Origin of the sequence: Bradyrhizobium sp. OK095, from assembly GCF_900109945.1 — a bacterium.
Lineage (GTDB): Bacteria > Pseudomonadota > Alphaproteobacteria > Rhizobiales > Xanthobacteraceae > Bradyrhizobium.
The window spans coordinates 102,708-122,830 of sequence record NZ_FOBX01000015.1; the positions used below are offsets into that span (position 1 = coordinate 102,708).

20 protein-coding genes are annotated in these 20,123 nt (G+C 63.5%); 15 read left to right on the plus strand and 5 right to left on the minus strand.

All coding sequences use genetic code 11. The annotated features are described in order from the left end of the window. The first annotated feature begins 192 nt into the window (after positions 1-192). The 8 genes from BMW89_RS31300 to BMW89_RS31335 all read left to right on the plus strand — a co-directional run bounded on the left by BMW89_RS31300 (position 193) and on the right by BMW89_RS31335 (position 9,295). On the plus strand, positions 193-795 hold the full coding sequence (locus BMW89_RS31300) for a TetR family transcriptional regulator (protein ID WP_244547738.1): 603 nt from the start codon (positions 193-195) through the stop codon (positions 793-795). Positions 796-849: 54 nt separating this feature from the next. Continuing rightward, positions 850-1,608 (plus strand): SDR family NAD(P)-dependent oxidoreductase, encoded by a 759-nt coding sequence (locus tag BMW89_RS31305; RefSeq protein WP_092033478.1) that lies wholly within the window; start codon positions 850-852, stop codon positions 1,606-1,608. Positions 1,609-1,796: 188 nt separating this feature from the next. Continuing rightward, positions 1,797-2,603 carry an enoyl-CoA hydratase/isomerase family protein gene (locus BMW89_RS31310; protein ID WP_092033482.1) on the plus strand — a complete coding sequence of 269 codons (807 nt, stop codon included), beginning with the start codon at positions 1,797-1,799 and terminating at the stop codon, positions 2,601-2,603. Between the two features lie 43 nt (positions 2,604-2,646). Then, complete coding sequence (locus BMW89_RS31315; protein ID WP_092033486.1) at positions 2,647-4,518, plus strand: AMP-binding protein; 1,872 nt, start codon at positions 2,647-2,649, stop codon at positions 4,516-4,518. A gap of 28 nt (positions 4,519-4,546) precedes the next feature. Then, positions 4,547-5,674, plus strand: coding sequence for an acyl-CoA dehydrogenase family protein (locus tag BMW89_RS31320; RefSeq protein ID WP_092033490.1), 1,128 nt, complete (start codon positions 4,547-4,549; stop codon positions 5,672-5,674). A 142-nt stretch (positions 5,675-5,816) separates the two neighbouring features. Then, positions 5,817-7,061: an acyl-CoA dehydrogenase gene (locus BMW89_RS31325; RefSeq protein WP_092033495.1), complete on the plus strand. Its 1,245-nt coding sequence runs from the start codon at positions 5,817-5,819 to the stop codon at positions 7,059-7,061. Positions 7,062-7,198: 137 nt separating this feature from the next. Next, positions 7,199-8,443 carry an acyl-CoA dehydrogenase gene (locus BMW89_RS31330; RefSeq protein WP_092033500.1) on the plus strand — a complete coding sequence of 415 codons (1,245 nt, stop codon included), beginning with the start codon at positions 7,199-7,201 and terminating at the stop codon, positions 8,441-8,443. Between the two features lie 138 nt (positions 8,444-8,581). Beyond that, positions 8,582-9,295 carry a nitroreductase gene (locus BMW89_RS31335; RefSeq protein WP_092033503.1) on the plus strand — a complete coding sequence of 238 codons (714 nt, stop codon included), beginning with the start codon at positions 8,582-8,584 and terminating at the stop codon, positions 9,293-9,295. A 69-nt stretch (positions 9,296-9,364) separates the two neighbouring features. Here the strand turns inward: BMW89_RS31335 and BMW89_RS31340 are convergent, their stop codons facing one another. Together BMW89_RS31340 and BMW89_RS31345 are read right to left on the minus strand one after the other, a co-directional pair. Beyond that, positions 9,365-9,913, minus strand: coding sequence for a sigma-70 family RNA polymerase sigma factor (locus BMW89_RS31340; RefSeq protein WP_092033507.1), 549 nt, complete (start codon positions 9,911-9,913; stop codon positions 9,365-9,367). Further along, positions 9,913-10,146, minus strand: coding sequence for a NepR family anti-sigma factor (locus tag BMW89_RS31345; RefSeq protein ID WP_177196452.1), 234 nt, complete (start codon positions 10,144-10,146; stop codon positions 9,913-9,915). Before BMW89_RS31345 ends, BMW89_RS31340 begins: the two co-directional genes overlap by 1 nt. A 221-nt stretch (positions 10,147-10,367) precedes the next feature. On the opposite strand from BMW89_RS31345, the gene BMW89_RS31350 reads away from it, so the two are divergent. Next, positions 10,368-11,174 (plus strand): response regulator, encoded by an 807-nt coding sequence (locus tag BMW89_RS31350; RefSeq protein WP_177196453.1) that lies wholly within the window; start codon positions 10,368-10,370, stop codon positions 11,172-11,174. 67 nt (positions 11,175-11,241) lie between these two features. Here BMW89_RS31350 and BMW89_RS31355 read toward each other — a convergent pair whose 3' ends face one another. Further along, positions 11,242-12,006 carry an energy transducer TonB family protein gene (locus BMW89_RS31355; RefSeq protein ID WP_244547737.1) on the minus strand — a complete coding sequence of 255 codons (765 nt, stop codon included), beginning with the start codon at positions 12,004-12,006 and terminating at the stop codon, positions 11,242-11,244. A 200-nt stretch (positions 12,007-12,206) separates the two neighbouring features. Here BMW89_RS31355 and BMW89_RS31360 point away from each other — a divergent pair, with 200 nt between their 5' ends. The 5 genes from BMW89_RS31360 (at position 12,207) to BMW89_RS31380 (ending at position 16,190) form a co-directional block, all read left to right on the plus strand. Continuing rightward, entirely contained in the window at positions 12,207-12,806 is a 600-nt protein-coding gene (locus tag BMW89_RS31360) for a nuclear transport factor 2 family protein (RefSeq protein WP_177196462.1), read from the plus strand. A gap of 251 nt (positions 12,807-13,057) precedes the next feature. Continuing rightward, positions 13,058-13,450 (plus strand): hypothetical protein, encoded by a 393-nt coding sequence (locus BMW89_RS31365; RefSeq protein ID WP_092033531.1) that lies wholly within the window; start codon positions 13,058-13,060, stop codon positions 13,448-13,450. A 158-nt stretch (positions 13,451-13,608) separates the two neighbouring features. After that, positions 13,609-15,483 carry a molecular chaperone HtpG gene (gene htpG / locus BMW89_RS31370; protein ID WP_092033536.1) on the plus strand — a complete coding sequence of 625 codons (1,875 nt, stop codon included), beginning with the start codon at positions 13,609-13,611 and terminating at the stop codon, positions 15,481-15,483. 125 nt (positions 15,484-15,608) lie between these two features. Further along, positions 15,609-15,887 carry a DUF3551 domain-containing protein gene (locus BMW89_RS31375; RefSeq protein ID WP_092033540.1) on the plus strand — a complete coding sequence of 93 codons (279 nt, stop codon included), beginning with the start codon at positions 15,609-15,611 and terminating at the stop codon, positions 15,885-15,887. A 33-nt stretch (positions 15,888-15,920) separates the two neighbouring features. Next, positions 15,921-16,190 (plus strand): DUF3551 domain-containing protein, encoded by a 270-nt coding sequence (locus BMW89_RS31380; protein ID WP_092033544.1) that lies wholly within the window; start codon positions 15,921-15,923, stop codon positions 16,188-16,190. A 13-nt stretch (positions 16,191-16,203) separates the two neighbouring features. On the opposite strand, the gene BMW89_RS31385 is transcribed toward BMW89_RS31380, so the two are convergent. Together BMW89_RS31385 and BMW89_RS31390 are read right to left on the minus strand one after the other, a co-directional pair. Continuing rightward, positions 16,204-16,914, minus strand: coding sequence for an SGNH/GDSL hydrolase family protein (locus BMW89_RS31385; RefSeq protein ID WP_092033547.1), 711 nt, complete (start codon positions 16,912-16,914; stop codon positions 16,204-16,206). Positions 16,915-17,000: 86 nt separating this feature from the next. Next, positions 17,001-17,981 carry a Bug family tripartite tricarboxylate transporter substrate binding protein gene (locus BMW89_RS31390; protein WP_092033758.1) on the minus strand — a complete coding sequence of 327 codons (981 nt, stop codon included), beginning with the start codon at positions 17,979-17,981 and terminating at the stop codon, positions 17,001-17,003. A gap of 183 nt (positions 17,982-18,164) precedes the next feature. Between BMW89_RS31390 and BMW89_RS31395 the strand changes: the two genes are divergently transcribed. Beyond that, positions 18,165-19,979 (plus strand): long-chain-acyl-CoA synthetase, encoded by a 1,815-nt coding sequence (locus BMW89_RS31395; protein WP_092033552.1) that lies wholly within the window; start codon positions 18,165-18,167, stop codon positions 19,977-19,979. The last annotated feature ends 144 nt before the right edge of the window (positions 19,980-20,123 follow it).

The window sequence follows — 20,123 nt, forward strand, 5'->3', positions numbered from 1 at the left end:
TCTGTATCGAATTGGGTTGTCGGGCGGATTTAAGGGGCGAGATATCGTTTAGTCAATCGATCAATTAACTCTTGTGATGAGGCGCTGCTTCGGCTTATCTGCGGCCCGCTTCAAGCGGCGAGAACAGGGATTTCCGTGACTACCAGCGTACCGAACAGGCTCCCCAGCGGAAAGAATTCCACGGCAGAGAAATTGCTCGTGGCCGCGAGCGAGCTGATGATCGAACGCTCCTCGATCGAGATCTCGCTGAGCGACATCGCGCAAAAATCCGGCGCCAATGCCGCGCTGGTCAAATATCATTTCGGCAACAAGGACGGCCTGCTGCTGGCGCTGCTCGAGCGCGACGCGGGGACGGAGCTCTCCAACCTCGAATATCTGCTGGCGCAGCCGATCACGCCGACGGCGAAGCTGAAGCTGCACATCGCCGGCATCATCCGCGCCTATCACCGGTTCCCCTACATGAACCGGCTGATCCACTATCTGCTGCACGAGAGCGTTGCAGGCTCCGCGGATGAGGTTTCCGAGTTCTTCGTGGCTCCACTGCTCGACTTCCATCGCCGGCTGCTCGCAGAAGGCGTCAGCCGCGGCGAGTTCCGCGCCACCGATCCGGTACTGTTCTACACTAGCCTGATCGGCGCCTGTGATCACCTGTTCTTCGGCCGGCACGCGATGTCTCGCGCGACCGGCGTCGGCCCGGTCACCGACGACGTCTGCCGGCAATACATCAAGCACATGGAAACGCTGATCTGCGGTGGCATCCTCACGCAAGCCGAGGAAGCTGTTGCGGCTGGATGATCCAGCCAGAACTCTCAAGTCCAGAGAAGAAACGCCCAAGGAAAGGTACAAGCGATGGAATTGAAAGACGTAGCCGTTCTCATCACCGGTGGTGGTTCGGGCCTCGGCGAAGCGACCGCCCGCGCCATGGCAGCCAAGGGCGCCAAGATCGGCGTGATTGACCAGAACAAGGACAACGCCGAGAAGGTCGCCGCCGAGGTGAAGGGCGTGGCCCTTCATGCCGACGTCACCAGCGAGGAGCAGATCAAGGCTGCGATCGCCAAGGCGGAAGCCGCGCATGGCGTCGCTCGCGTGCTGATGAACTGCGCCGGCATTGGCGGCTCGCAGCGTATCGTCGGCCGCGACGGCGTCTATCCCTTGGAGAAGTTCGCGCGCATCATCAACGTCAACCTCATCGGCACCTTCAACTGCCTGCGCCTGTTCGCCGAGCGCCTTGTCACGATTGAGCCGGTCGGTGAAGAGCGCGGCGTCATCATCAACACCGCTTCGGTTGCCGCTTATGAAGGCCAGATCGGCCAGATTGCTTATGCCGCTTCGAAGGGTGGCGTCGTTGGTTTGACCCTGCCGGCGGCGCGCGACCTCGCGAGCCAAAAAATCCGCGTCAACACCATCGCGCCTGGCCTGTTCATGACGCCGCTGCTGATGGGTCTGAATGAAGAGGCCCGCAAGAGCCTCGGCGCCCAGGTGCCGCATCCCTCGCGCCTCGGCGATGCCAAGGAATACGGCGCGCTCGCCGTGCACATGGTCGAGAACGCGATGCTCAACGGCGAGACTATCCGTCTCGACGGCGCCATCCGCATGGCGCCGCGGTAGGCGTTGCTGCTCTTCCCTTCTCCCCTTGTGGGAGAAGGTGGCGCGCGCAGCGCGCCGGATGAGGGGTTCTCTCCGCGGAGACAGACCCCTCACCCAAGCGAGTATGTGGCTAGCAACGTACATGCCCTTTCCCACAAGGGGAGAGGGCGCAATAACCGCCACCTCAAGAGCGGATGCAGGAGCGCCCCATGTCCCAACCGTTGCGGATCGAGCATGACGACGGCGTCGACCGGGTGACGCTCAATCGTCCCGATAGTCTCAACGCGCTCGATCCGGCGCTGATCGATGCGCTCAACGTTTATTTCCAGGGCCTCCAGCGCAACCGCGACACGCGCGTCGTCGTGCTCAAGGGTGCCGGCAAGAATTTTTGCGCGGGCCTCGATCTCAAGGCGGCGATGACCCGCCGTGCCGGGCAGCAGGAGCCGCCCGACGTCACGGAATCGCTGGACTCGCAGCGGCGCATTGCCGACATCGTGATGCTGATGCGGCGCTGCCCGCAACCGATCATCTCGCTGGTGCAGGGCGCGGCGGCCGGCGGCGGCTTTGCGCTGGCGTTGGCCTCCGACATCCGCATCGCCACCCGATCGGCGCGGATGAATTGCGCTTTCATCAAGCTTGGGCTTGGCGGCTGCGACATCGGCACCAGCTATTTTCTGCCGCGTCTCGTCGGTGTTTCCGTGGCATCCGAGCTGATCCTCACGGGGCGTTTCATCGGTGCCGAACGCGCGCTCGCTGTCGGGCTGGTCTCCGAGGTCGTGGATGAGGACAAGCTCGATGCCGCGGCCGCGCCTTATGTCAATGCGATGATGACGGCGTCGCCCGTGGGGCTGCGCCTGTCAAAAGAATGTCTCAACATGAGCGTCGATGCCGGATCGCTGGAAGCCGTCATCGCGATGGAGGATCGCAATCAGGTCCTGTGCAGCCGCTCCGAGGAATTTTCGGAAGGAATCAGGGCCTTCCTTGAGAAGCGAAAGCCTGTCTATATCAAGCGCTGAACGACAAAGATCCGCCAAGGACAATAATTCCGGGAGACGCAAAATGAGTGGAAGCGCGGCGGCGGTGATGTCAAAGCCTGCCTTTCGCAAGGTGGAGTGGCTGGCGCGCGACATCGACGTCGAGCGGCGCGCCGACGGCACGGTGGTGCTGAAGTCGCGCATTCCGCTGCAGGCTTACGAGAAGCATCTTCCGGCCTCGCTGGTGAAATGGGCGAAGCAAGCCCCCGAGCGCATCTGGCTCGCGCAGCGTGGCGGCCCCAATCGCGAATGGCGCAATGTCTCCTATGGCGAAGCCAAGCGCACCGTGGATGCGCTGACGCAGGCGCTGCTGAATCTCAAGCTGGAGGGACGCCCGGTCGCGATCCTCTCCGGCAATTCGATCGAGCATGCGCTGATGACGCAGGCTTCGATGCAGGCGCGTTCGCCGGCTGCCCCGGTGTCGCCGGCCTACTCGTTGATGAGTCATGATCACGTCAAGCTGAAGTACCTGTTCGACCTGATCAAGCCGGCCGTGGTGATGGTGCAGGACGGTCCGACCTTCGAGAAGGCGCTGAAGGCAATCGACCTCATTGGCGTCACCGTCGTTCACGTCGTGCGGCCCTGTGAGGGCATCAAGAGCGTCAGCTTTTCCGAACTGGCCGCAACTCCGGTGACGAAGGATGTCGAAGCATCGATCGCAAGGATCACGCCAGATACCGTCGGCAAGCTGCTGTTCACCTCCGGTTCGACCGGCATGCCAAAAGCCGTCATCAACACGCAAGAGATGATGTGCGCCAACGCGGCGCAGATGATGCAGGTGCGGCCACGCACCGCAGGCGGGCCGCTGGCCACGGTGCTCGACTGGATGCCGTGGAATCACACCATGGGCGGCAACGCGGCGTTTCATCCGGTGCTGGTCGATGGCGGCACACTCTATATCGATGACGGCCGTCCGATGCCGGGGCAGCTCGAGGAGACCGTCAAGAACCTGCGCGAGATTTCGCCGACCTATTACGCCAACGTGCCGGCCGGCTATGCCGCGCTCGCAGCCGCGATGGAGAAGGACGACGCGCTGTGCCGCTCCTTCTTCAAAAATCTCTCGATCATGGCTTATGGCGGCGCGCGGCTACCGGACGATCTCTACGACCGCATGCAGGCGCTGGCGGTGAAGACCACCGGCGAACGCATCGTGTTCTACACCGGCTGGGGCTCGACCGAGACCTCGCCGACCTCGACCGGCACCTATTGGGATACCGAGCGTGTCGGCCTGATTGGCCTGCCGTTCCCCGGCGTCGAATTGAAGATGGTGCCGTGCGGCTCGAAATACGAATTGCGCTTGCGCGGCGTCAACGTCACGCCCGGCTATTTCGGTCAGCCTGATCTCACGAAAAAGATGTTCGACGAGGAAGGCTTTTACTGCATCGGCGATGCAGGCATCTTCGTCGACGATTCCGATCCGGTGAAGGGCATCATCTTCGCCGGTCGCGTCGTCGAAGACTTTAAGCTGACCACCGGCACCTTCGTGCATGTCGGCTCGCTCCGCACGGATGCCATCGCTGCTGCGACGCCCGTTGTGCATGACGCGCTGGTTGCCGGGCAGGATCGCCCCTTCATTGGCCTGCTCGCATGGCCGAATCTGCACGCCTGCCGCCAAATCGTCGGCAATCCTGAGCTGAGTTTCGAGGATGCGGTCAAGCATCCCGAGGTGATTGCCTGCTTCAGGCGCGGTCTGGAAACGCACAACAGCGAATGCGAAGGCGCCAGCAGCCGCATCATCGCCCGCGCGATGTTGATGGCCGAGCCGCCTTCCATCGACGGCAATGAGCTCACCGACAAGGGCTACATCAACCAGCGCGCCGGCCTGGAGCGCCGCGTGGCACTGGTCGAGCGGCTCTATGCGGACAAGCCGGACCAATACGTCATCATTCTCAAGTAATCGACATCATTCAACACGGGTATGCGCCATGAATTTCGATTTCTCTGACGACCAGAAACAGCTCCGTGATCAGGCGCGCAAATTCCTCACTGAGAAATGCTCGCCCAAGGCGGTGCGGATCGTGCTCGACGGCAAGGCGCCTTACGACAAGGAACTCTGGAAGGGCCTCGCCGAGATGGGTTTCCTCGGCGTCGCGATCCCGGAAGAGTTCGGCGGCGCCGGCGCTGGCCATCTCGAGCTTTGCGTGATCGCGGAGGAGATGGGCCGGGCGAATGCGCCGGTGCCGTTCTCCTCGACCGTCTATCTTGCCGCCGAAGCTCTGATGATCGCGGGCAGCGACGCGCAGAAGAAGAAGTGGCTGCCGGCAATTGCCTCGGGCGAGACGATCGGCACACTGGCGCTGTTCGAGGGCAAGGGCAATCCGTCGCCGAAGAACGTCAAGCTCACGGCTGCGAATGGCGTGCTCAACGGCGTCAAGAAGCCGGTCGCTGATGGCGCGATCGCCGATTTCACGGTGGTTGCCGCGCGCACGGGATCGAGCGGACGTGAGGGTGATATCTCGCTGTTCCTGGTCGATCTCAAGGCCGGTGGCGTCGAGGTGAAAAGCCTCACCAATCTTGATCCGACTCGCGGGCAGGCTGAAATCACCTTCAAGGACTGCAAGGCCGAGCTGCTCGGCGCTGCCGGCGAAGGCTGGAGCATTCTGACCCAAGTGCTCGACCGCGCGGCGGTGCTGTGCGCCTTTGAGCAGGTTGGCGGTTCCGACCGCGCGCTGGAAATGGGCCGCGACTACGCGCTCGACCGCATCGCCTTCGGCCGCCAGATCGGTTCGTTTCAGGCGGTCAAGCACATGCTGGCCGACATGTATGTGTCGGCGACGCTGGCGCGCTCCAACAGCTATTACGGCGCCTGGGCGCTCTCGACCAACGCGGGCGAACTGCCCGAAGCCGCGGCCGCCGCGCGCATCAGTGCGACGCAGGCGTTCCAGCACTGCGCCAAGAACAACATCCAGGTTCACGGCGGCATGGGGTTCACCTGGGAGTTCGACTGCCACATGTACTACCGCCGCGCCAACGCCATGGCGCTCGGGCTCGGCAGCCTCACCTATTGGGAAGATCAGTTGATCGACCACATGCGCAAGAAGAACGCAGCGTAAACCGCCGCACGTGTCCCGGACGCGATGCGGCACGTAGTGCTGCTTCGCAGAGCCGGGACCCAGGGGCCGCAATGGACCCCGGATCTGCAGCGCATCACTTCGTGCTGCGCAGCGTCCGGGGAACGAACCGAGAGATGAGACCATGAACTTCGACGACACCCCGCAAGAGGCTGAATTCCGCGCCACCGCCCGCGCCTGGATCGGCGCGAACGCGCCAAAGCAGTACGAAGACGAGCTGCGCAAATCCTCGCTCGGCCGCACGCAACTGAAGAACGCGAACATTCTTGAGGTGGCAAAAGCCTGGCAGAAGAAGAAGGCCGACGCTGGCTGGGCCTGCCTGCACTGGCCGAAGGAGTATGGCGGGCGCGGCTCGTCGCCGATCGAGCGCGTGATCTGGCAGCAGGAAGAAGGGCCGTTCGGCCAGCTGTCCCGCATGTTCATCATCGGCCATGGCATGTGCGGACCGACGATGATGGCGTTCGCGCGCGAGGAGCATAAGCGCAATTATCTGCCGCCGCTCGCCTCCGGCGAAAAGGTCTGGTGCCAGCTGTTCTCCGAGCCCGCCGGCGGCTCCGACGTCGCGGGCCTGCGCACGCGCGCCGAGAAGGATGGCGACGACTGGGTCATCAACGGCCAGAAGATCTGGACCTCGGGCGCGCATTATTCCGACTACGGCATTTTGCTCACCCGGACCGACCCAACCGTGCCCAAGCACAAGGGCCTCACCATGTTCTTCCTCGACATGAAGAGCGAGGGGGTCGAGGTGCGGCCGATCAAGCAGGCGAGCGGCGCCTCAGATTTCAACGAGGTTTATTTCACCAATGTCCGCATTCCCGATCATCAGCGCCTCGGCGAGGTCGGTGACGGCTGGAACGTCTCGCTGACCACCCTGATGAACGAGCGCAGCGCGATCGGCGCGGCCGTCTCGACTGGCTTTCCGGAGCTGTTCGACTATTGCTCCAGTGCGATGCTCGACGACGGTCCGGCCCTCGAGGATCGCGCGGTGCGCTCGAAGCTCGCCAACTGGGCGGTGAAGGCGAGCGGGCTGAAGTACACCAGCATGCGCGCGATCTCCGCGCTGTCGAAGGGCGAGCGGCCAGGACCGGAGAATTCCATCGGTAAGCTGGTCGCAGGCTCCATGATCCAGGACGTCGCGACCTATGCGCTGGACTTGCAGGGCGCGAGCGGTGTGATCAGCGGTTCGGAAGACGCCGAACTCGCCGGCCGCTTCCAGGCGATGTTGCTGCGCGCGCCCGGCACCCGCGTCGAGGGCGGCACCGACGAGATCATGCGCAACATCATCGCCGAGCGGGTGCTGGGCCTGCCCGGCGATATCCGTGTCGACAAGGACGTGCCGTTCAACAAGATCCCGACCAAGGGAAGATGAGCTCGTGTCCCGGACGCGATGCAGCGCGCAGCGCTGCTTCGCAGAGCCGGGACCCAGAGAGCCACAATGGGCCCCGGCTCTGCAGCGCACCGCTTCGCGCTGCGCCGCGTCCGGGGCACGAGAGAGGAGAACGCGAGATGAATTTCGACGACACCCCGCAGGAAGCCGCATTCCGCGAGACCGCGCGCAAATGGGTCGAGGCCAATGCTCCGAAGGAGCTGCATGCCGAGCTGTCGAAATCCTCGCTCGGCCGCATCCGTCTTGCCAATCACGACATCGTCGATGTCGGCAAGGCCTGGCAGAAGAAGAAGTTCGAGGGCAACTGGGCCTGCCTGCACTGGCCGAAGGAATATGGCGGCCGCGACGCCACACCGATCGAGAAGGTGATCTGGCAGCAGGAAGAGGGCGTCTACGGCAAGCTGACGCAGCCGTTCCAGATCGGCGAGGGCATGTGCGGCCCGACCGTGATGGCCTGGGGCAGCGAGGACGCCAAGCGCCTGCATCTGCCAAAACTCGCCGCGGGCGAGGAGATCTGGTGCCAGCTGTTCTCCGAGCCGTCCGCCGGTTCCGACGTCGCGGGCCTGCGCACGCGCGCGGAGAAGAAGGGCGAAAATTGGGTCGTCAACGGCCAGAAGATCTGGACCTCCGGTGCGCACTATTCCGACTTCGGCCTCCTGATCGCGCGCACCGATCCGAATGTACCCAAGCACAAGGGCCTCACCATGTTCTTCCTGGACATGAGGAGCCCGGGCGTCGAGGTGCGGCCGATCAAGCAGGCCAACGGCATGCAGGAGTTCAACGAGGTCTATTTCACCGATGTCGTGATCCCCGACAGCCAGCGGCTCGGCGCGGTCGGCGAGGGCTGGAGCGTGTCGCTGACCACGCTGATGAACGAGCGCATGTCGATCGGCTCGCGGCTTGCGACCGGCGTGCCTGAATTGTTCGATTTCTGCGCCAATTTGATGCTGGAAGACGGGCTTGCGATCGACGATCCCGCCGTGCGTTCGAAACTTGCGAGCTGGGCGGTTAAGTCGAGCGGGCTGAAATACACCAGCTACCGCGCGATCTCGGCGCTGTCGAAGGGCGAGCGGCCGGGGCCGGAAAACTCGATCGGCAAGCTCGTCTCGGGCATGATGCTGCAGGACATCGCGACCTATGCCATGGACCTCCAGGGCGCAGCCGGTGCTCTCACCGGCACGGACGAGGAGACGGTGCAAGGCCAGTTCCAGCAGATGCTGCTGTCCTCGCCCTCGATGCGCATCGCCGGCGGCACCGACGAGATTTTGCGCAACATCATCGCCGAGCGCGTGCTGGGCTTGCCGGGCGATATTCGCGTCGACAAGGACGTGCCGTATAACAAGATCCCGACCAAGGGGCGGTGATCTCTCGTGTCCCGGACGCGGTGCGGCGCGAAGTGCCGCTCCGCAGAGCCGGGACCCAAGTGTGCCACAATGGGCCCCGGCTCTGCGCCGCATCACTTCGTGCTGCGTCGCGTCCGGGGCACGAAAGCGAGACTAGCCATGGACGCCAAAGTGCCCAACGCCCGCTATTCCAATGAAGACCGTATCGGCGTGCTCGAAGAGCTCCTCAACGAGCGCTATTCCGTCCGCGCCTTCTTGGACAAAGAAGTCGATCGCGCGACCATCGAGCATGTGCTGACCACCGCGCAGCGTACCGCGTCCTGGTGCAACAGCCAGCCCTGGCAGGTGATCATCGCCAGCGGCGAGGCCAAGGAGCGTTTTCGCCAGCTGATCTACAAGGAAGCATCCGGCGGTCTCGGCGACGATTACGATTTCACGCCGCCGCGCGAATATGCCGGCGTCTATCTCGATCGCCGCCGCGAGAGCGGCTTTCAGCTCTACAACACCCTCAACATCGCCCGCGGCGACAAGATGGCCTATGCAAAACAGGCGCTGGAGAACTATAATTTCTTCGGCGCGCCGCATGTGGCGATCATTCACACCAACGAGCCGCTCGGCATCTACGGTGCGATCGATTGCGGTGCCTATGTCTCGAATTTCATGTTGGCCGCGCAGGCGCTCGGTCTCGGCACCATTCCGCAGGCGGCATTGGCGCGTCATTCCGGCCTGATCCGCCGCCATTTCAATCTGGGCGACGACCGCCGCGTCGTCTGCGGCATTTCGTTCGGCTATGCCGACAACGCGCACAAGGTCAACAGCTACCGCACCTCGCGCGCGAGCGTGGCAGAGACAGTGACGTTCGCGGACGAGTGATTTTAACACGCGCGAAAGCGGCCGCAGAAACGGCCGCCTTCACCTCATGTCTCCGATGGCTGCCTGCCGCTATCCGCCGCTGCCGCCGATCACGGCGCGAATGGTCTCGTCGGGCCCGAAGTCCTCGGCGCCGTCGACATAGAGCAGGGCGGCGAGCTTCGAGCGCGCGCGGTTGACGCGGCTCTTGATTGTGCCGACCGCGCAGCCGCAGATCGAGGCCGCGTCCTCGTAGGAGAAGCCGGAGGCACCGACCAGGATGAGCGCTTCGCGCTGGTCCTGCGGCAGCTTCTCGAGCGCGACGCGGAACTCCTCGAACTCGAGATGCGCGTTCTGCGACGGCTGTGTCTTCAGCGTCTTGGCATAGTTGCCGTCGGCATCCTCCACCTCCCGCCGCCGCTTGCGATAGTCGGAGCGGAACAAATTGCGCAGGATCGTGAACAGCCACGCCGGCAGGTTGGAGCCGGGCTGGAACGAGTCGATGTTGGCGAGTGCGCGCAACAGGGTTTCCTGCACCAGATCGTCGGCGCGGTCCGCGTTGCCGCTGAGCGAGATGGCGAAAGCGCGCAAGCTCGGCACGGCCGCCAGGATGTCGTCACGAAGGGAGTCCGTGAGAGGCATTAATCCCTCCCATTGTTGTCGTTGGAGCCCCCAGCCCCATTCTCATCCTGAGATCCGCCTCCCGGCGCATCGAGCTTCTTGATCAGCTCCGCGAACCGGTCCGGAACCCCCTGCCGCACGACGTCGTCGTACATGGCGCGCAGCTGGTGCCCGATCCGGGATTGGATTTCCGGAGTGAGGCCTCCCTTGCCGGGGGTCGTGCTTTTGCTGGCTTGAGACTTGAGATCTTTCATGACCTGTTCCACGTTTCCCCGAGTTAAGTGACTGCAAAATAGAGAAGTTTCCTCAACCGGGAGCCGCTCCCTGGATGAGTTCAATTCCAGGTTCGACAAAAAGTTCCCGGATCGAGGGAACTTTTCTTATCCTGAAGCGTCATTAGCCCCAGTAGGGGAACCCGGGCCTCCCTTCGCAGTTCCCGTTTTTTAAGGTTTGGCCCGAAATGATTGGAGTGGGGATGTCCCGTTCGCAGCTTGTCGCTGAACACTTGCCGTTGTTGCGCCGGTACGCACGAGCCCTGACGGGCAACCAAGCCTCCGGCGACGCCTATGTCGCAGCCATGTTGGAAGCCATGCTTGGGGATCCCAGCGTGCTCGACGAGAGCCACGGGCCGCGCGCCGGCCTGTTCCGGCTGTTCACCCAGATCTGGAATTCGGTCTCGGTCAACGACGATGCCGAGGTGGCGACCTTGCCGATGCCGCCCGAGCGGCGTCTGTCGAACATCACGCCGCTGCCGCGGCAGGCGTTTCTGCTGCTCTCGCTCGAGGGATTTTCAGAAGAGGAAGTCGGCTACGTGCTCGGCACCGACGTCGCCGAGACGCGGCGGCTTGCGGATGCCGCGGGACGCGAGATGGCGGCCGAGATCGCCACCGACGTGCTGATCATCGAGGACGAGACCTTCATCGCCATGGACCTCGAGAGCCTGGTGAAAAATCTCGGCCACAACGTCGTCGGCGTCGCACGCACCCATGCCGACGCGGTGGCGCTGGCCAAGAACAAGCGGCCCGGCCTGATCCTCGCCGACATCCAGCTCGCTGATGGTTCGTCCGGCCTCGACGCAGTCAACGAGCTGTTGCGCACCTTCGAGGTGCCGGTGGTGTTCATCACCGCCTATCCGGAACGCTTCCTCACCGGCGAGCGCCCCGAACCGGCGTTCCTGATCTCAAAGCCGTTCCAGCCCGCGATGGTGTCGGCGGTGGCGAGCCAGGCGCTGTTCTTCCAGCGCAACTCCCGCAACCGCACGCCGAAGGCGCCTGCGGCGTAAGGACGCTCGCATTGGACAAGAAGACGGCGCGTCTCAAGGCGCGCCGTTTTTTTGCCGGCACTTTATTTCAGCAGCCTCGGCAGACACTGTTGACCTTCGCCTTTACCTTGGCTTCGTCCGCCCATGGCCCGCCCATCGGCCGCGTCCCGTCGAAAGTTATGAGGATAGTCATTCTCTGCAGGTCGTCCTTCGCCTCGACGGGCGGCTTCGGGAATGGCGCTGATCGCTCGACCATTGCGAGCGTCTCTGCATCGAGCGGCCGGAATCCACTGCTTTCCGCCAGCGCGTTCGAGATCAATTTGCCCGAGCGGTCGATCACGAATGTGGCGCCGGCATCGCCTTTCTGACCGATCGCCTCCGGCGGAAATGCCCTGTGGCGCCAGACATGCTCGGTGACCGTCTTGCGCCAGGCGTCCAAGGCGTCGGACCTCGCGAAAGCGGGCGTCGGCACGCTGGCGGCCAGTCCGTAAGGTACGAGGCCGAAATGACGGCCGTCGGAGACAATAGGCACGACGAAAGAGAACGTGTCCTCCGTCAGCTCTGATGGCGGTTCTGGAAACGGTTGGGCACGATCGAAAATCGCCAGCAAGGCAACATCCAGCTGCCGAGAGCCGGTGCTCTCGATCAACGTTCGCGACGTCAATTTGCCGGACCGATCGATGACGAATGTCATCTTGGCATGGCCGGTTTGTCCCCGCACTTCAGTTGGAAGTAGCCTGTTGCCGACAATATGTTCCGTCAGCCTCGCCTTCCAGGCTGTCGCGCGTTCGGTTTGCAAATCTGTTTGTGCGTGTGCGGGGAAGACCGCCAGCAATCCAAGAAGCGCGGCCAACAAAGGGAATCTCATCTGCATCGGTGCGGATATTAATCGCCATCAGGTTGATTGCAAGGTTCGCTGCTCGTACCGCGCTTGCACGGGCATGGGACATTCGAAGGGCTGGGAAGCCAGCTTGACGGCGACCAAATTGCCTCGTTCATACGTCTGGCCAATGACAGCCATCGCCGCCTTAAGCCGCCGGGAGATTTCGCATGCTGGACCCACAACTCCTCGATCGCCTCGCCATCCGCGACCTCGTCGAGAACTGGGCGGTGTGGCGGGACGCCGGCGACTGGGATCGCTTTGCCACCGTCTGGCACGAAGACGGCTGGATGTCCGCGACCTGGTTTCAGGGGCCGGCGCGGGATTTCATGCGCGTCAGCCAGGAGGGGTTTGCCAAGGGCGTGCGCATCCTGCATTTCCTCGGCGGTACCAGCATCGATTTGTCCGGCGAGCGCGCCATCGCCCAGACCAAGATGACGATCTCGCAGCGGGCGCCGGTGCATGACGTGCTCTGCGACGTGGTCTGCACCGGGCGCTTCTACGATTTCCTGGAGAAGCGGCATGACCAATGGGGCATCGTCCGCCGCCAGCCGATCTACGAGAAGGACCGGATCGACCCGGTCGATCCCGCAGCGACACTTCGCCTTGACCAGAAAGCGCTGGCCGCACTGCCCGAAGGCTATCGCCACCTCGCCTACATGCAGGAGCTGATCGGCTACAAGGTCAAGCGCGACATGCCGGGCCTGATCGGGCCCGAGGTCGAGAAGCTCTATGGCGAAGGGCGGGAGTGGCTGGCGGGGAAGGTGAAGTGAGCCCCAGAAAAAAGTAAGGCGCGACTGGCATCACCACAGTCGCGCCCTACGTCGCCGGCTTATGGGGCAGGGGGGAATAGCCGGCTGTCGAGACGACTCGTGGGCGCAGGAGTCGTTCCCGGCGGTTGCGAATTTTTTTGTACGCGGCTGCGGCCGTTCCGCACACGGTTAAGTGATCGTAACGGCCCAGAACTCCCGTTCCCCGGTCCGCGTTGTTCCCGCGATCGCCATGGGGCGAGGGATCGACAGCCATGTCACAGATTCACAAAGCATTTTTGGGTGCCGTCGCGATTACGTTCGCGCTCGGCGCTGCGCAGCTGGCCTCCGGCCACGATCTGGCCGACCGCTGGCAGGCGGTCGCCGACAAGCCGGGCCACGACGTCAATCGATCCGGCAAGGCCGACCGGCTCGCCGGGATCAAGCCGGCTGCGGTTCCTACCCGCACCGTGTCGATGCGGCTGAGCGAGCTCGCCGACACGTCAGTGCTGCTGCGGGTCCCCGCGGTGATCGAGACCGGCAACGCCAAGCCGCCGGCGCTGCTCCAGAATCAGGGCCGCAGCCGGCCGACGATTGCCTGCGAGCCGATGGTCAGCTCCCTGACCGAGGTCGCAAAACTGCTTCAACCCGGCCGCTGCGTGACCTGAAGCGGCTTCGCCGGCGGAAGATTGGCCGGCGGAAGACCTTGGCCGTCATGGACAAATCGCCCTTCCGCCGGACGGGCGATTTTTCGTGTCCACTTGATCCCCTATCTCGTTGCGTTATATCCCGGGCTTCTTCCCCTTTTGATTGATCGGGTAAACGCATGACGACGTCAGATACGGCTGTGCATACGCAGCCCTTCCAGGCCGAGGTTTCCGAGCTTCTGCACCTCATGGTGCACTCCGTCTATTCGGAGACCGACATCTTCCTGCGCGAGCTCGTGTCTAACGCCTCGGATGCCTGCGACAAGCTGCGCTACGAGGCGATCGAAAGTCCGGCGCTGCTGGGCGAGGGCGACGCCCTCAAGATCCGCATCATCCCGAACAAGACCACGGGGGCGCTGACGATCACCGACAACGGCATCGGCATGGAACGGCAGGAGCTGATCGACCATCTCGGCACCATCGCCCGCTCCGGCACCAAGGCCTTCGTGTCGAAGCTGAAGGAGGCCAAGGACGGGCTCGGCCTGATCGGCCAGTTCGGCGTCGGCTTCTATTCCGCCTTCATGGTCGCCGATAAGATCGTCGTGGTCAGCCGCCGCGCCGGCGAGAGCGACGTCTGGACCTGGACGTCCTCCGGCGGCTCCGGCTTCGAGATCGCCCGGGCCAGCGACGAGGAAGCCTCGCGCGTGGCGCGTGGCACCGAGATCGTCCTGCATCTCAAGGACGATGCGAAAAAATATCTCGAGACCCACGAGATCGAGCGCATCATCAGCGCTTATTCCGACAACATCCTGTTCCCCATCGAGCTGGTGCCTGAAGAGGGCGAGCCGCGCCAGATCAACTCCGCGAGTGCGCTGTGGCAGCGCTCGAAATCCGAGCTGTCGGTAGAAGACTACAAGAAGGCCTATCAGCAGATCGCATCCGCCTTCGACGACCCCGCGATGACGCTGCACTACCGCGCGGAGGGCCGCTACTCCTACGCCGTGCTGCTGTTCGCGCCTGCGACAAAGCCGTTTGACCTGTTCGAGCCCTCGCGCAAGGGGCGGGTGAAACTCTATGTCCGCCGCGTCTTCATCACCGATGACGCTGACCTGCTGCCGGGCTATCTCCGCTTCATCCGCGGCGTGGTCGACAGCGAGGATCTCCCGCTCAACATCTCGCGCGAGATGCTCCAGAACAATCCGCAGCTGGCGCAGATCCGCAAAGCGGTGGCGACCCGCGTCGTCAACGAGCTCGAAAGCCTCGCCGACAAGGACGCCGAGAATTTTGCAAAAATCTGGGACGCCTTCGGCGCGGTGCTGAAAGAGGGTATCTACGAGGATTTCGAGCGGCGCGAAAAGCTGCTGGCGCTGTCGCGCTTCACCACGACGACCGGCGAGAAACGTTCGCTGAAGCAGGTCATCGCCGACTTCAAGCCGAACCAGACCGAGATCTATTATCTCGTCGGCGACAGCATCGAGCGGCTGAAGTCCAGTCCGCGGCTGGAAGCTGCGGCGGCGCGCGGCATCGAGGTGCTGCTGCTGTCCGATCCGGTCGATGCCTTCTGGACCTCGATGCCGACGGATTTCGAGGGCAAGCCGCTGAAGTCGCTGAGCCAGGGCGACCTCAATCTCGACCTGATCCCGCGCACCGACGAGGCCGACGAAGCGAAGAAGGACGAGCCCGTCGCCGATGAAGCGGCCACCATCGCGGTGATCAAGGCCGCGCTCGGCGAGCGCGTCAGCGACGTCAGGGCTTCGACCCGCCTCACCAGCTCGGCCTCCTGCCTCGTCGCCGACAGCCTGGGCCCGAGCCGCGAGCTCGAGCGCATTTTGGCGCAGCAGAACCGTGGCATGCGCACCAGGCCGGTGCTGGAGATCAATCTGCGTCATCCGATGGTGGGGGCGATCACCAGGGCGCAGGCCGGCTCCGGGGACGTCGACGATCTCAGCCTGCTGCTGCTCGAACAGGCGCAAATCCTGGACGGCGAGTTGCCGGAAGACCCGGCGGCGTTCGCGGCGCGGTTGAACCGGTTGGTGTTGCAGGGGCTGGGCTAGCGCTGCTACGCATCCCTCACCTTGCCGTCATCTGTCCTCAGGGACAGTCGCCTCCGGCGTGGTGTTATGCCATAGGAGGCCGTCGGCATCAGATCCGCCGGGCCACCGATTCGAGGATTAAGTCCATGCGCTTGCCGATTTTGACTCTCACCGCGATTGCCACGCTGTTTGTCGCGGCAGACGCCAGCGCCCAGACCTATGATCCGCGCTACCCGGTGTGCATGCACGTCTATTCGCCGGGCGGCTGGGGCGGTGGTGGCGACTATTACGACTGCTCTTTCACCTCGATCCCGCAGTGCCACGCCACGGCTTCGGGCCGCTCCGCGAGCTGCGACGTCAATCCGTATTACGCCTTCGACGAACCGCCGCCGCCCCCGCGCAAGCGTCACAAGAAAGTGCAGTAGCGCTTCCAGATGCGTCGTCCCGGAGCATTTTTCATGCGTCGCTCATTCGGCCTGATCGCAGCTGCCGGTGCATTGCTCGCCGCAACGCCGTTGCACGCGCAGACCTTTGACCCCCGCTATCCCGTCTGCATGCACGTCTATTCCGGTTCCAGCGGCGGCGGCGGGGAGTGGTACGACTGCTCCTTCACGTCACTGCCGCAGTGCCACGCCACCGCGACAGGACGGGCCGCGAGCTGCGATCTCAATCCGTATTATCCGGTGAACGTGCCGCAGCCGCGCGCGCGCCACAGGCGGGGCGGCTAGCATTCCCTGAGTCTCAGGATGCCTCCGCCTTTTTGACCGCCGCGTCGATCGCGAAGGTCAACTGCCAGGTCATCTTGTCCGTTGTCCAGTCGCTTGCATGCAGCCTGCTGTCATCGCCGGGATCGACCATCCGGTCGAACGAAATCCCTGCGATATCGTGCCAGCCCTGCATCAGCTCGAAGCGGCGGAAGATGTTGACGCCCTTCGCATGTGCGATCTCGCTGATCGCGTCGACCATCGCGATCGCTCGATCTTTCTTCGCCGGTGTCAGCAGTGCCGGCACATATTGCAGGTCCATCAGGATCACGTCGATCAGTTTGGTCGCAAGCAACTGGTCGATGCCGTCACGGATGGCCTGTGTGGTCTGATCGAATGACGGAGGTTTTTGATCGGCCGATTGCCAGACCGCATTCGTGCCGACCTGCCAGATCACGAGATCCGGATTCTGGTCGAAGACGTCGTTCTGGAATCGCATGAGTTCCTTGGGAGCCTCTTCACCTCCGACGCCCCGGTTGATGACATCGACCGTGACGTTCGGGAATTGTATCCGGAGGTCCGCCAGCAGCCGTTGCGGATAGGGCGCGATGCCGCCTTCGCCCGCCGTGGTCGATGAGCCGATCGCGACCAACTTGACCTGTCTGTCCTTCAGTCGCCGGGCAAAATTGCTGAGCGGCCGTCCGAACGGTGTCGCATCGACGGGAAGATGTGAGGGGTCTAGGGCCACGGGTCGCCTCCCTGTCGCAGTCATGACAACGCCAGGTAGCATAGCCCGAGGACCCCGAGGTCGCCTAGCCTCGCGAGGCCTGGTCGCTATTCCTTCTTGATCCCCGACAGCTCTACCACCTTGCGCCAGCGGTCGGTTTCCGCGGTCAGCATGCTGCCGAACTGGCCGGCATTGCCGTGCAGCGGGATCGCGCCAAGCTCGGCGATTCGCGCCCTGATCTCTGCATCGGACAGTGCGGTGTCGATCTCGCGATTGAGGAGGTCGACGATCTCGCGCGCTGTGTCGTGCGGCGCGCCGACGCCGTAGAAGGACGATGTCTCATAGCCGGGAAGCGTGTCGGCAATCGGCGGCACATCGGACAAAATCTCCGAACGCTCGCGCGTGGTGACGCCGAGCGCGCGCAGCTTCCCGGCGCGCACCAGCTCGAACGACGAGGTGACGTTGTCGAACATGCCCTGGATCTGGCCGCTCATCACGTCGGTCAGGCCCGGCGCCGAGCCGCGATAGGGCACGTGGGTGAATTGCACGCCGGCCAGCGACTTGAACAATTCGCCGGACAGATGCAGCGACGTGCCGATGCCGGAGGAGGCGATCGACATCTTGCCGGGATTGGCCTTGGCGTAGGCGATGAAGTCGGCGACGGTCTTCACCGGCAAATCATTGTTGACGACCAGCACCAGCGGAATCCGCGCGACACCGGCGACCGGCGTGATGCCCTTGGCAAAATCATAAGGCAGCGCCGGATCGAACGAGGCGTTGATCGCATTCGCGGTCGAAGTCAGCAGCAGCGTGTAGCCGTCGGGCGCGGAGGTGATCACCGCCTGCGTGCCGATATTGCTGCCGGCGCCGGGCTTGTTCTCGACCACAAAAGTCTGGCCGAGCCGGTCGGACAGGCGCTGGCAGATCAGCCGTGAGAGCACGTCGGTCGCGCCGCCCGGCGCATAGGGAACCACCCATTTCACGCTGCGCGAGGGATAGGACGGGTTGCTCAGCGCGAAGGCACGTGGCGCCGCGAACGTGGCAGCGGCGCAGGCGGCGGTTTGAAGGAAATGGCGCTTTGTGATCATGATCTGCATCCCCACTGTCGCTTTGCTATCGCAGGAACGACACCGCCGCGCACGCCGATCTCTTCGGCTTGGTAAAGGATGACTAGAGTTAATCGCGGACTAACGCGGTTTTACCCTGTCTCTTAACACCTGCGCAGGGCGCGCAGGCTAAGCTTGGGGAAACAGCAGACACGTTCCGAAAGCATGAACGGCATGACCACCGGCGTCATCGAGCAACCGAAAGCCGCACGCGCGCCGTCGGCATCGAAGATATGGCTGAAGGCGATCGAGCTCACCGCACGGATCGAGACGCTGCCGGGCCGGTTGTTCGCCGACGTCGTCGACGATTGGGCGCGCCGTCAACCCGACCGCATCGCGCTGGTCACGGATGACGCAAGCCTGGATTACGAGAGCCTGTCGAAACGCACCAACCGCTATGCGCGCTGGGCGCGTTCGGTCGGCGTCATCAAGGGCGATACCGTTGCGCTGATCATGCCGAACGGCCTCGACTATGTCGCGGCATGGCTCGGCATCAGCCGCGTCGGCGGTGTGGTCGCGCTGATCAACACAAAACTCGTCGGGCCATCGCTCGCGCATTGTCTCGACGTCGCGAGACCCCTGCACATCATCGCCGCCCACGATCTGGCGGAGACGCTGGAGAGCGCGAAACCGTACCTGAAGACGGAAGCAAAGATCTGGATCCATGGCGATGCCCGCAGCGAGCGCGCCATCGACGTCGCGCTTGCTGCGCTCGATGACAGTCCGCTTTCGCCAGACGAGCATGGCGACGTCACCATCGACGACCGCGCGCTGCTGATCTACACCTCTGGAACGACAGGCCTGCCGAAGGCCGCCAGCATCAGCCATCGCCGCATCCTCAATTGGGGTTTTTGGTTCGCCGGCCTTGCCGGTGCCACGCCGCAGGACCGGCTCTATGATTGCCTGCCGCTGTTCCATTCGGTCGGCGGCATCGTTGCGCCCTGCAGCATGCTCGCCGCCGGCGGCTCGGTGGTGATTGCCGAAAAATTCTCGGCCTCGCATTTCTGGCCCGACATCGTGCGGCACGACTGCACTCTGTTCCAGTATATCGGCGAACTCTGCCGCTATCTGCTGAAGGCGCCGCCGTCGGAATATGAAAACCGTCACCGGCTGCGGCTCGCCTGCGGCAACGGCCTGCGCGGCGACATCTGGGAAGATTTTCAAGGCCGCTTCGCCATTCCCCGTATCCTAGAATTCTATGCGGCGACCGAAGGCAATTTCTCGCTGTTCAATGTCGAGGGCCAGCCCGGCGCGATCGGCCGCATCCCGCCGCTGCTCGCGCATCGCTTTCCCGCCGGGCTCGTCAAGCTCGACCCTGACAGCGGCGCGCCGCTGCGCAATGACGAGGGCTTTTGCATCGCCTGCGTGCGTGGAGAAGCCGGCGAAGCCATCGGCCGCATCGGCACCGCCGACCAGGGTGGCGGCCGCTTCGAGGGTTATACCGACGCTGGTGAGACCGAGAAGAAAATCCTGCGCGACGTCTTTGCCAAGGGCGATGCCTGGTTCCGGACCGGCGATCTAATGCGGCGCGACGACAAGGGCTTTTTCCATTTCGTCGATCGCATCGGCGATACCTTCCGCTGGAAAGGCGAGAACGTCGCAACCTCGGAGGTCAACGACGCCGTGCGCGATTTCACCGGCGTGATCGACGCCACCACCTACGGCGTCAGCATTTTGGGCACCGACGGCCGCGCCGGCATGAGCGCCGTCGTCGTGAATGAGGGCTTTGATATCGCCGCGCTGCCTGCGCATCTCGCACAACGTCTGCCGGTCTATGCCCGCCCGGTCTTCGTCCGCATCTCGCGTGAGCTCGATGCGACCGAGACGTTCAAGCAGAAGAAGGGTGAGCTTGCCCGCGAGGGATTTGACCCGGCCGCGATCGGCGATCCGCTGTTCATGCTCGACCCGAAGTCCGGAGCCTATGTCGCGCTGGACGCGGAGACGTATCCGCAGATCCTGGACGGCACGATCAGGCTGTAGCCAGGGCGAAATCGAGAGATAGGTCCAATTTTATCTGAATTGTCCAAGAAGCCATTTACTTCTGTCCGGTAAACAAACGGCCATGGGGAGGCGGTCATCAAGAGCCGCCCACAAGAAACACAATCGATTAACTAAGCATGAGGC